Annotated in this window: 9 protein-coding genes and 1 tRNA gene; 7 read left to right on the top strand and 3 right to left on the bottom strand. The window is 75.7% G+C overall.

The annotated features are described in order from the left end of the window. From IEY78_RS30375 to IEY78_RS30350, 6 genes are all read left to right on the top strand, one after another. The coding region (locus tag IEY78_RS30375) for a hypothetical protein (RefSeq protein ID WP_229700267.1) at window positions 1-1,158 on the top strand (1,158 nt) is incomplete at its 5' end. After that, window positions 1,149-2,696 (top strand): hypothetical protein, encoded by a 1,548-nt coding sequence (locus tag IEY78_RS30370; protein ID WP_189103743.1) that lies wholly within the window; start codon window positions 1,149-1,151, stop codon window positions 2,694-2,696. The genes IEY78_RS30375 and IEY78_RS30370, both read left to right, overlap by 10 nt. Window positions 2,697-2,736: 40 nt before the next feature. Beyond that, window positions 2,737-4,119, top strand: a complete 1,383-nt coding sequence (locus IEY78_RS30365; protein WP_189103741.1) for an AAA family ATPase — start codon at window positions 2,737-2,739, stop codon at window positions 4,117-4,119. Between the two features lie 123 nt (window positions 4,120-4,242). Beyond that, window positions 4,243-4,626 (top strand): DUF8844 domain-containing protein, encoded by a 384-nt coding sequence (locus IEY78_RS30360; protein ID WP_189103739.1) that lies wholly within the window; start codon window positions 4,243-4,245, stop codon window positions 4,624-4,626. A 191-nt stretch (window positions 4,627-4,817) separates the two neighbouring features. Further along, window positions 4,818-5,429: a bifunctional DNA primase/polymerase gene (locus IEY78_RS30355; RefSeq protein ID WP_189103737.1), complete on the top strand. Its 612-nt coding sequence runs from the start codon at window positions 4,818-4,820 to the stop codon at window positions 5,427-5,429. 56 nt (window positions 5,430-5,485) lie between these two features. Continuing rightward, window positions 5,486-5,559, top strand: a tRNA-Lys gene (locus tag IEY78_RS30350). A 61-nt stretch (window positions 5,560-5,620) separates the two neighbouring features. Here IEY78_RS30350 and IEY78_RS30345 read toward each other — a convergent pair. Next, a complete protein-coding gene (locus IEY78_RS30345) occupies window positions 5,621-6,895 on the bottom strand; it encodes a M6 family metalloprotease domain-containing protein (protein ID WP_373294274.1) in 1,275 nt (424 codons plus the stop codon). A 328-nt stretch (window positions 6,896-7,223) separates the two neighbouring features. Between IEY78_RS30345 and IEY78_RS30340 the strand changes: the two genes are divergently transcribed. Further along, a complete protein-coding gene (locus IEY78_RS30340) occupies window positions 7,224-9,038 on the top strand; it encodes a putative bifunctional diguanylate cyclase/phosphodiesterase (RefSeq protein WP_189103735.1) in 1,815 nt (604 codons plus the stop codon). 56 nt (window positions 9,039-9,094) lie between these two features. Here the strand turns inward: IEY78_RS30340 and IEY78_RS30335 are convergent, their stop codons facing one another. Further along, window positions 9,095-10,213, bottom strand: a complete 1,119-nt coding sequence (locus IEY78_RS30335) for an LLM class flavin-dependent oxidoreductase (RefSeq protein ID WP_189103755.1) — start codon at window positions 10,211-10,213, stop codon at window positions 9,095-9,097. 141 nt (window positions 10,214-10,354) lie between these two features. Further along, the gene (locus tag IEY78_RS30330) at window positions 10,355-11,080 is read right to left on the bottom strand and encodes a maleate cis-trans isomerase family protein (protein WP_189103733.1); all 726 of its coding nucleotides are present in this window, start codon (window positions 11,078-11,080) and stop codon (window positions 10,355-10,357) included. Window positions 11,081-11,192: the final 112 nt, after the last annotated feature.

Below are 11,192 nucleotides of genomic sequence, written 5' to 3'. Positions count from 1 at the left end.
GGCCCCGGCGTCCGCCCGCGCTCCCTCGACGCCCGCGCGCTGGCCGCGCTGGCCGCCAACCCAGGCTGCCGGCGCCGCGCGCTGCTGGACGGCGCGGGCATCGACAAGGGCGCGCTGGCCCGGGCGCTGGGCTCCCCGGCCGCGTACGGACAGTCCCAGTTCGCGATCGTCCGCGGCCATTCCTTCGAGGCGCGGGTGATGTCCGACGGCGGCACGGAGCTGCTGCGGCTGCTGCACGAGCGGCTGGCGCCAGGCACCCCGCCGCCCGAGCCCGGGGAGACCGCCACCCCGGACCTGTCCGCGGCCGGGCCCGAGGGCCGTACGGCGCGCACCGCGCTGGCACTGCGGGCGGCGACCGCGGCCGGCAGGTGGACGCTGCTCACGCACCCGATGCTGGCGGTCGAGGTGGCCGGCGCGCCCGCCTATGTGGAGCCCGACGCGGTGGTGGTGCATCCGGACGGCAGCTGGACGGTCGTGGAGGTCAAGTCCTTCCCGATGATCGACGGTTCGGCGGACGCCGCCAAGGTGGGCGCCGCCGCCCGGCAGGCCGCGGTGTACGTCCTCGCCCTGGAGGCGGTGGCCGGGCCCGCCGCCGCGTACACGGGCCGCGAGGTGACGGTCCGCGACCGGGTGCTGCTGGTGTGCCCCAAGGACTTCTCCAACCTCCCGACCGCCGCGGCCGTCGACGTCCGCAAGCAACTGGCCGCCACCCGGCGGCAGTTGTCCCGCCTCACCCGCGTCGAGGACATCGCCGCGGCCCTCCCGGAGGGGACCACCTTCGACCTGCGCCTCGCGGACGACGGGAAGACCGCCACCCGCCCGTCCGGGGAGCTGACCGAGGCCGTCGAGGCGGTCGAGGCGGCCTACGCCCCCGAGTGCCTGGCCGCCTGCGAGCTGGCCTTCCACTGCCGCGGCCGCTCCCGGGCCGAGGGCGCGGTGGAGGCCCTGGGGCGCGGCGTGCGGGGCGAGTTGGGCGCGCTGCGCACGGTCGGGGAGGTGCTGGCGGCGGCCGGTCCCGCCGGCTCCGGGCCCGCGGCCGACGCCGCCGGGGACGATCCGGCCGTCGTCGCGCTGCGCCGGGCCGCCGCGCTGCGCGCCGAGGCACTGGGCGGGGCCGCGCTGCCGGGCCCGCGAGCGGAGGACGCGGAATGCCACTGATCGATACGCTCGCCCGGATGGAGGCGGTGGCCGCGGGCCGCGCGCAGCCGCGGTGCACGGTCCGCCACCGCCATCTCTCCCAACGGCCGCTGGTCCTGGTCCCGTTGACGACCGCGGGCGAGGCCGGGGCCCCGCTGGGCGCCCTGGTCGGCACCGATCGCGAGAAGCCGGCGCTGCTGGCCGTCCCCCAGCCCCGCGACCGTGATCTGCGGTTCGCGTTCCTCGCCGAGCTGGCCGAGGAGGTGCTGCCGTATCTGGACGGCTTCGCCGACGCCGTCGGGTGGGAGGAGCGCAAGGAGACCGACCCGGAGACCGGCAAGAAGGTACCGGTGCAGGTCGAACTGTGCGCGGACGCGCCGCAGGTGATCGTGCCCAGCGGCGGCGGGGTCGAGTACGTACGGCTGCTGGGCCGCTCGATGCGCTTCCGGCGCACGGCCGAGCAGGAGCCGGACGCGCCCCACCCCGCGCCGCCGCACGTCCCGCTGCTGGGCCGCTGGCTGACGCATCTCGGCGAACGGTCCCGGGTCCCGGGCTCCGCCCTGCTGCTGTCCATGACGGACCTGCTGACCCGCCACTGGGCCAGCGGCCAGAGCGCGCTGGAGGACCAGCACCTGGGCGCGCTGCTGGCGTGGATCGACCCGCCGCCGGGCCGGACGGGCCAGGAGGCCGCCGCCTACGCCGAGTCGGCGCGGGGCGCGGACGGGCAGCTGCGGTGCCCGCCGGCCGGCCCGGCCACCGACCCGGCGTTCGACAACCGCCTGCTCGCCCCCGCGACGGCCCGCTACGACGCCGGGCTGCCGGGCGCCGAGGAGGCGCTGCGCACCCTGCTGGAGAGCCAGTTGCGGCCGGCGTGGGACGCGGTGTGGCACGGCATCGACCTGCTGCGGGAGCTGCCGGAGGGCGCCCGGGTCGCCGACCGCTGGAAGCGCGACCGCTGGTCGTACACCGCGCACCGCGACCGGGTGCGGGCCGGCGAGCCCCCGCAGCCCCGGCGGGACGACGCGGTCACCGCCGCGCAGAAGCTGGCCGCCCGGGAGAGCGCGCAGGCCCAGCTCGACGCCCAGGAGGCCCTGGACGACCCGCTGGTGATGGCGGGCCGCCGGCTGGCCGGCGAGGCGTTCTCGGGCACGGTCACCGCCGTCGAGATGGCCTTCTCCGAGGGCAGGCGGCCGATGCCGCGCCCGCTGGTCACGGTGCGCACGGACGACCGCCCGCAGCTGTCCGCGGGCGTCCGGCTCCACCGCCCGCTGCCGGACGGCCGGACCCAGACCGCCGAATTCGTCGCCTTCGAGGAGGGGGACCAGGGCGCGCCGGTGGTGCGGCTGACGGGCGGGATGGGGCGCGGGAAGACCCCGGAGCCCGGTTCGGTGCCGGAGCCGCCGGACCCGGTGTGCTGGACGCTGTTCGAGCACTCCCCGCGCGGCGGCCCGGAGCTGCCCGACCCCGAGGACACGCCCTGGACCCACGGCGGCCCGCCGCCCGCCCCCGGGGCGCCGCACGACGCCCCCGACCCCGTGACCACGGAGGACTTCCTGTGATGGGCCAGCGTCCCGCGACCGCCCCGGAGAGGACCGCCGCATGACGGCCGCTCAGGCCCACCGCCCCGGCCCCGGCCGGCCCTTCGACCCCGCCGCCGCGGCCGCCGCGGCGACCGACCGGATCCTCCACGACACGCTGCACGGCACCCTGCGCGGAGTGGTCGTGGACTCCCCGCCCGGCGCCGGCAAGTCCACCCTCGTGGTGCGCGCGGCCCGCGAACTCGCCGCCGCCGGGCGCCCGCTGATGGTGGTGGCGCAGACCAACGCGCAGGTCGACGACCTGGTGCTGCGGCTCGCCGGGAAGGACCCGCAGCTGCCGGTCGGCCGGCTGCACAGCAGCGAGCCGGGCTCCTTCGACCCGGCGCTGTCCGCCCTCCCTTCGGTCCGTACGTCCGCGAAGGCGGCCGATCTGGCCGGGATGGACATCGTGGTCTCCACGGCCGCGAAGTGGGCCTACACCAAGGTCGACGAGCCCTGGCGGCACGCCATCGTGGACGAGGCCTACCAGATGCGCTCCGACGCGCTGCTGAGCGTCGCCGGGCTCTTCGAACGGGCGCTGTTCGTCGGCGATCCGGGCCAGCTGGACCCGTTCAGCGTGGTCGGCGCGGAGCAGTGGGCGGGGCTGGCCTACGACCCGTCGTCGAGCGCGGTGGCCACGCTCCTGGCGCACAACCCCGGGCTGCCGCAGCACCGGCTGCCGGTCTCCTGGCGGCTGCCCGCCTCGGCCGCGCCGCTGGTCTCCCGCGCGTTCTATCCGTACACCCCCTTCCGCAGCGGCACCGGCCACGGCGACCGCCGGCTGGCGTTCGGGGTGCCGGGCGACGGCTCGGGCGTGGACCGCGTGCTGGACGAGGCCGCCGAGTCCGGCTGGGGCCTGCTGGAACTCCCCGCCCGCCGTACCCCGCGCACCGACCCCGAGGCGGTGCGCACGGTGGCCCGGGTCGTGCGCCGCCTCCTCGACCGCGGCGGCGCCACGACCGGCGAGGCCGGGCCGGACGCGGCCGAGGCCCCGGCCCCGGCTCCCCTGACGGCCGGCGGGATCGCGGTCGGCACGGCCCACCGCGACCAGGCGGCGGCCGTCCGGGCCGCGCTCGCCGAGCTGGGGGTGACGGGCGTCGCGGTGGACACCGCCAACCGCCTCCAGGGCCGGGAGTTCGAGGTCACGGTCGTGCTGCACCCGCTCTCCGGCCGCCCCGACGCCACCGCCTTCCATCTGGAGACCGGCCGGCTGTGCGTACTGGCCTCCCGCCACCGCCACGCCTGCATCGTGGTCTGCCGCGCGGGCGTCGCCGACCTGCTCGACGAACACCCCTCGACCGAACCGGTCCGCCTCGGCGTCGCGGTCAAGTTCCCGGACGGCTGGGAGGCCCACCACGCCGTCCTCGCCCACCTGGCGGAACACCGGGTGGCCTGGCGTCCGTAGCTGTCCGGCCCGCTCTCCCACCGCCGCGGCCGGGTCCGCACGGGCCGGGCGGACGGGCCCGGGCGGGGCGTACTTGCGCGGGGCGGGACAATGGAATGCGGCACACGATCTGGAGGTAGGTACATGTCCGAGCCGCAGCCGGCTCCCGACCCGCGTGGTGCGGCACCCGGACCACGGCGGATGAAGCCCGCGCAGCTGCTCTTCGAGCCGCCCGAGGCCACCGCCGACCCCGAGCACTTCTTCGACCTGGAGTCGATCGAGGACCCGCGCGAGCTGCTCGGCCGCGCCACGGAGCTGACCCTCGCCTTCCGCGCCGCGGCCGACCGCGCCACGGAGTTCCAGGCACTGGCCGCGGCCCAGTTGGCCGACCCCAGCCGGTTCGACCGGATGCCGCTGGCCACCCTCGCCGAGCAGGCGGAGTGGACCGAGGACTACGCGCAGAAGATGATCGAGTTCGGCCGCAGCCTGATGCGCAGCAGCAGCGCGCTGCCCGGCGAGTCGGACTGACCGCACCCGCACCCGCACCCGGCCGGCTCCCGGGGGCGCCGCCCGCCCCGGGCGCCTCCCCCGGCCCGCGGTCCGTGATCATGGGCCGCTGGCATATGCGAGGAGCGCAAGATACCGGCTCCGGCCCGGCCCCGCCCCGTTTTCCCCGAATCCGCGAAGACCTCGCGCGCCGACTGGGTAGACCTGTCCCCATGAGCGACTGGCTGCCCGACACCCCCCGCACCCTGGCCTTTCCCACCTCGGCCTATGTCACGCTCGCCGGCGCCGACTGGCTCGCCTCGGCCGGACCCGATCCGGACGCGGCACACGCGGCGTGGGCCGCCCAGCCGTCCGCCCCGAGCGTGCTGCCGTGCGGCACCGCCTTCGACGTCATCAACGCCCCCGCGCTCTTCGGGCGGCGGATGGTCGACCACTTATGGTCCACCGGCCCCGGCTCGGGGCCGGTGGCCGCGCACCGCGGCCGGATCCTGCTGTTCGCCGCCCCGGGCGCGGCCCAGCGGCTGCCCGCGCTGCTGGTCTGGGAGGAGTGGGCCGCCGCCGTCCCCCCGCTGCTGTGCCACGGCAGCGGCGACGCGGTGACCGTCCCCCCGCTGCACCCCCGCCTCGGCGCCGCCGCGGCCGCCGACGAGGACCCCACCGGCCCGGCCGCCTCCCGCTGGCTGGTGGCCCCGGATGTCCGCCACCCCTGGCTGCCGGGTCCCGACGTCCTGCTGTGGGCGTGCGTCCGGGCCGCCCGCTCGATGACCGGGCCGGCGCGTGACACCGCAGCTCAGCCCCGCGTTTCGGCGCTCACCGGGGGCTGAGGCAAACCGATTTTTGCCCTCCCCCGGCAGGATGCTAATGTTTTCCCCGTCAGCAGGCGCCGCTAGCTCAGTTGGTTAGAGCAGCTGACTCTTAATCAGCGGGTCCGGGGTTCGAGTCCCTGGCGGCGCACAGACACACGAAGGCCTCCACCACGGTGGGGGCCTTCGTCGTATGCGCGCCGGGCGGGCCGTCAGCGGCGGCTGACCTTGACCGACCAGTCCCCGTCGGTGGTCCGGCCGTCGACCTGGATGCGCAGGCCGTCCTGCGCGTCGTCCATGCTCTCCCCCACCCCCAGCGGCGCGTCCGCGAGCGGCGGGTAGACCGAGGTGCCCCAGCAGGCCGAGGTGCCGGGGTGGCCGTCGAGGACCTGCACCGGCCCCGAGCCGGAGGCGGTGTCGCTGTGCACGCGGTAGACCAGCACGCCCTCGGTGCACAGCGCCCGGTCGTTGCCCTGGGCACCGCGTGCCTCGATGGCGAGGGCGCTGTCGAGCCCCGTGCGCACCACCAGCAGCCGGGGCCGGCGCCGGCCGCCGGCCTCCCCGGGGGCGGACAGCGTGCGCAGCGAGTGCATGGCCGGGCCGGTCAGATCGACGCAGTCGACCTGCCGGTCGGTGATCCAGCCGAGCCGCCACTTGTGCCAGGCGAAGGGGTCGGGCGCCAGGCCGAACTGGCTGCCCATGAGGTCCCAGTCGCCGACATAGGTGTCCCAGTCGCCCTTGCCGCCCTCCGGCCGGTGGTAGAGGTCCGGCAGATCGAAGACGTGGCCGGTCTCGTGGGCGAGGACGTTGCGGTCCGGCGGGCTCTGCTCGAAGACGGTGACGAACCGGCGCAGGTCGCGGTCGTCGGCGTGCATCGGACGGTCGAGGTTGACGACCTTGGTGGCGTCCGAGTCGACACCGGGGGCGTCCGGGTCGGCGACGAAATAGACCACGTCGTAGCGGCTGAAGTCGACGGACGGGTCGGCGGCGGCGACCGCGTCGCGCAGATAGGCCGAGCGGCGGCCGGCGTCCCAGTCGCGCCGTATCCCGTACGAGGCGGACGGGCGCGGCATCCGCACCCAGGAGCGCTGGATGTGCGGCCGCAGCCGGAACCTGCCGTACGAGGCGCGGGCGAAGAAGGCGGAGGTGGCCGGGAAGTAGTCGTGGGACAGCTCCTGCGGGGTGCTGCCGGGCCGGGCGTCCGGGAAGGACAGGAAGATCATGACGGCGTCGAGCCGGCGGTCCGGGCGCGGGTAAGCGCCGTCCCAGCTGTCGACGCCCTCGGAGTGGTGCGCGTCGGTGCGTCCCAGGGCGCACGGGAGCGCGGCCTCGGAGGCGGTGGCGGGTCCGGCGACGATGGAGGTCGCGACGAGGGCGCTCAGGGACGTGACGACGGCCGCGACGCGCCGCAGACGGCGACCCGCTCCCCCGTCGGGTGTCCGGGCGCGCGGCACATATACCTCCAGGGACGGATTCGGAGACCTCATCTACCCTGTGGCGATTTAATGCTATTCGTCCTGTTTTAGGGCCCTGGACGGGTGACGGGCGCGTCTTCGCTGACGCGTAACGGAAAGTCACAAACGACCAACCGGGCATTCGACGCGAACACAGACGGACAGAAATGGCTGAAGTTCCGTCACGCGGGCGGAGGATCCCGGCTGCGTCGCTGGATCGGCCGTCGCGCCAGCCTCTATGATCGCCACACTTTCCAGCGCGAGATCACCCCTCCATCACGAGACCAGCGCCATGCGGGAGCGAGCAGTGAGCGGACACCCCGACAGCCCGGGCCGCACGCCCGGGGCGACGCTCCCCTCAGTGACGGAGCGTAATGGTACGACCAAAGAATCCGCCGAAACCCGGCCCGCCCCCACCGGCCGCCGCGACGATGCCGGGGCCTCCCTCGGCGACTACCGCGCGGCCTTCTACGCCGGCCGGCTGGCGATGGCCGTCCTCAACCGCGACGGCCTGGTCCTCGCCGCCAACCCCGCCTTCGGCGAACTGGTCGGCGCCGCACCGGAGGAGCTGGTCGCCACCACCGCGGCCGACCACACCGACCTGGGCGCCGACCCCCGGGTGTGGACCGCCTACCGCGAGGTGCTGTGCGGGCGCAGCGACCGGCTGCGCTGCACCCGCCGGCTCAAACACCCCGACGGGCACTCCGTCTGGGTGGAGGTGACCGTCGAGCCGCTCACCCCGGAGCCGCTCAGCGGCGAGGAGCGGATGCTGCTGTCGGTGGCGGACATCAGCGACCGGCACGACCTGCTGGCCCGGCTGCGGCACCTCCAGATGCACGACCCGGTGACCCGGCTGCCCAACCGGGCGCTGTTCTTCGAGCGGCTCTCCAGCGCGCTGGAGTCCGCCTCCTTCGCACCGGCCGGCACCGGCCGGATCGGGCTGTGCTACCTCGACCTGGACGGCTTCAAGGCCGTCAACGACACCCTCGGGCACCGCGTCGGCGACCGGCTGCTGAGCGCGGTGGCGCAGCGGCTGACGCGCTGCGCGGAGAGCGCCGAGGACCGCGGGCCGGAGCACGCGGGGCACCTGGTGGCCCGGCTCGGCGGTGACGAGTTCGCTCTTTTGGTGGAAGACTCCACCGGCACCGAACAGCTGGCCGAACTCGCCCAGAACGTCCTGGACGCACTGCAGCGCCCGTTCGATCTGGCCGGGCAGCGGCTGTCGGTCTCGGCGAGCATCGGCGTCGTGGAGCGGGCCGCCGGCGGCACCACCGCGACCGGTCTGATGCAGGCCGCGGACACCACGCTGTACTGGGCGAAGGAGGACGGCAAGGCCCGCTGGACGCTCTTCGACCCGGAGCGCAACGCCCACCGGATGACCCGGCAGGCGCTCTCCAGCACCCTGCGGCCGGCCGTCGACCGCGGCGAGTTCACCCTGGAGTACCAGCCGCTGGTCGGGCTGGGGGACGGGCGGGCGCAGGGCGTGGAGGCGCTGGTGCGCTGGCGGCACCCGCAGTTCGGGACGCTGTCGCCGAATCGGTTCATCGCGCTGGCGGAGGAGAACGGCGCGATCGTCGAGCTGGGCCGCTGGGTCCTGGAGCGGGCCTGCCACCAGGCGCGGGCCTGGCAGCTGGCGCACCCGGGCCGGCCGCTGTTCGTCAGCGTCAATGTGGCCGTGCGCCAGGTGTGGGACTCCGACCTGGTCGCCGATGTCGCCGGGATCCTCGCCGAGACGGGGCTGCCGCCGCGGCTGCTCCAGCTGGAGCTGACGGAGTCGGCGGTGATGGGCTCGGCCGGCCGGCCGCTGCAGGCCCTCCAGGCGCTGAGCGACATGGGCGTGCGGATCGCCATCGACGACTTCGGCACCGGCTACTCCAACCTCGCCTACCTCAGCCGCCTGCCGGTGTCCGTGCTGAAGCTGGACGGGTCCTTCGTCCGCGGCTTCCGCTCGCAGGAGCACCCCAACCCCGCCGACGAGATGATCGTCGAGGCGCTGGTGGCGCTGGCGCACCGGCTCGGCCTCACGGTCACCGCCGAGTGCGTGGAGAGCGCCGAACAGGCCGAGCGGCTGCGCCGGATCGGCTGCGACACCGGGCAGGGCTGGCTCTACTCCCGCCCGGTGGCGCCGGACCGGGTGGCGGCGCTGCTGGCCGCCGGAGGACTCCCGGGGATCTGAGCGCCCCCGCCCGCGAGGCGCGGACGGGGGCGGCGGCGGTCCGCGGGAGCGGGTCCTCAGCCCTCGCTCGGCAGCCCGTAGGCGTCCGCGATCAGCTCGTACGAGCGCAGCCGGGCCGCGCCGCCATGGGCGTTGGCGGTGATCATCAGCTCGTCGGCGCCGGTGCGCTTGGCCAGGTCGTCCAGGCCCTGGCGGACCGCGTCCGGGGTGCCGTGGACGACGTTGCCGAGCCAGCTGTCGACGAAGCGGCGCTCGGCCTCGTCGAAGGGGTAGGCGGCGGCCTCCTCCGGGGTGGGGACCAGGCCGGGGCGGCCGGTGCGCAGCCGGAGCATGGACAGCGCGCCGGTCCGCACCTGCCGGCGGGCCTCGTCCTCCTCCTCGGCGGCCAGCGCCGCGACCCCGATCAGGGCGTACGGCTCGGCGAGCGCCTCGGAGGGGCGGAAGGAGGCGCGGTAGAGGTCCAGCGCGGGGAGGGTGTTGGCGGCGGAGAAGTGGTGCGCGAAGGCGAACGGCAGGCCGAGCGAGCCGGCGAGCTGCGCGCTGAAGCCGGACGAACCCAGCAGCCACAGGGGCGGCCGGTGCGCGGACTGCACGCCGCCGGGCGAAGTGGCCTGGACCGGGCCGGGGACCGCGTGGATCGAGGCGTACCGGTGGCCGTCCGGGAAGGAGTCGTCGAGGAAGCGGGTCAACTCGGCGAGCTGCTGGGGGAAGTCCTCCGCTCCCTCGCGCAGGCGCTCGGTGCGGCGCAGCGCGGCGGCGGTGGCGCCGTCCGTGCCCGGCGCGCGGCCCAGCCCCAGGTCGATCCGGCCCGGGGCCATCGCCTCCAGGGTGCCGAACTGCTCGGCGATGACCAGCGGGGCGTGGTTGGGCAGCATCACGCCGCCCGAGCCGAGCCGGATCCGCCCGGTGTGGGCGGCGAGATGGGCGAGCAGCACCGCGGGCGAGGAGGACGCGACGCCGGGCATGGAGTGGTGCTCGGCGACCCAGTAGCGGTGGAAGCCGCGGCGCTCGGCGGTGCGCGCCAGCTCGACGGCGGTGCGCACCGCGCCGGACGCGGTGTGGCCGGCGCCGACCGTCACCAGGTCGAGCACCGACAGCGGGACCGGGGCACCGCCCAGGGCACCGCCCCGAATTCCGTCGCCGTCGGGGAGCGTCTCGCCGCTGCCCCGGGTCATGTCCTCTTCGCCGCTCACGGTGCGGGCCCTCCTCGCGTCGCCGGTCTGCGGGGAGGACAACCGGAGAGGTTCTCCACTTATTCCCGGGCCGGATCCCGGCGGCCGGCCGACGCGCGGGCCGCGGCGGCCGGCCGCCCGGGGTCAGGCCTGTGCGGTCCGCGAGAAGAGGGTGCCGAGCACCGGGCAGGACAGGGTGCGGTCGAGCAGCCGCAGGCCCTCCCAGGCCGTGACCTGGTTCGCGGTGAGCACCGGCTTGCGCAGCTCCGCCTCCAGGGCCGGCAGATGCTCGGCGGTGTGCAGCGCGGTGTCCGGCAGCAGCACCACCTCGGCGTCGGGATGGTCGCCGGCCCGGGCCAGCGCCAGCACCTCCTCGCGGCCCCAGGTGCCGACCTCGGCGGCGGTGATGATGCCGCTGGCGCGGGTCGAGACCACCTCCGTCCCGGCAGACTTCAGGAAGGAGTGGAAACGCTCGGCGACGTCGTCGGGGTAGGTGGCCGCGATGGCGACCCGCCGGGCCCCGAGCGCCTGGACGGCGTGGGCGAAGGCGAAGGACGTACTGGAGGCGGGCAGGCCGGCGGTGGCGGACAGCTCCCGGACCTGTGCGTGGGCGCCTTCCCAGCCGAAGACGAAGCTGGCGCTGGTGCAGGCCCAGACGACGGCCTCGGCGCCGCGCTCCTTGAGCTCGTCGACGCCGGCGGCCAGCCGGGCCGCGGAGCCCATCTCCAGCAGCGCGTCGACCCGGTGGGCGTCCTCGCCGATGTCGGTGTGGACCAGCGGCAGGCGGACCGTGCCGCCCAGGAGCGCTTCGAGCCGGGGGAAGTCGTCCTCGGCGGAGTGTCCGGGGTAGAGGAAGCCGACCGATGCCATGCAGGTCTCCCTTGCGTGTACGGCTGCGGGTGCAGGGGCGTTCGTGGGTGCGTTCACGGATGGAGCGGGATGGAGCGGGATGGAGCGAGCGGTGCGGGACGGGGCGCTGCCG

Source organism: Streptomyces kronopolitis (genome assembly GCF_014646275.1).
GTDB classification, from domain to species: domain Bacteria; phylum Actinomycetota; class Actinomycetes; order Streptomycetales; family Streptomycetaceae; genus Streptomyces; species Streptomyces kronopolitis.
This window is presented reverse-complemented; position numbering and strand designations above follow the sequence as displayed.

Coding starts and splice junctions, on each gene's coding strand:
- IEY78_RS30365 (WP_189103741.1), top strand. CDS start 2,737: ATGACGGCCGCTCAGGCCCACCGCCCCGGCCCCGGCCGGCCCTTCGAC.
- IEY78_RS30330 (WP_189103733.1), bottom strand. CDS start 11,080: ATGGCATCGGTCGGCTTCCTCTACCCCGGACACTCCGCCGAGGACGAC.
- IEY78_RS30370 (WP_189103743.1), top strand. CDS start 1,149: ATGCCACTGATCGATACGCTCGCCCGGATGGAGGCGGTGGCCGCGGGC.
- IEY78_RS30355 (WP_189103737.1), top strand. CDS start 4,818: ATGAGCGACTGGCTGCCCGACACCCCCCGCACCCTGGCCTTTCCCACC.
- IEY78_RS30360 (WP_189103739.1), top strand. CDS start 4,243: ATGTCCGAGCCGCAGCCGGCTCCCGACCCGCGTGGTGCGGCACCCGGA.
- IEY78_RS30345 (WP_373294274.1), bottom strand. CDS start 6,895: ATGAGGTCTCCGAATCCGTCCCTGGAGGTATATGTGCCGCGCGCCCGG.
- IEY78_RS30335 (WP_189103755.1), bottom strand. CDS start 10,213: ATGACCCGGGGCAGCGGCGAGACGCTCCCCGACGGCGACGGAATTCGG.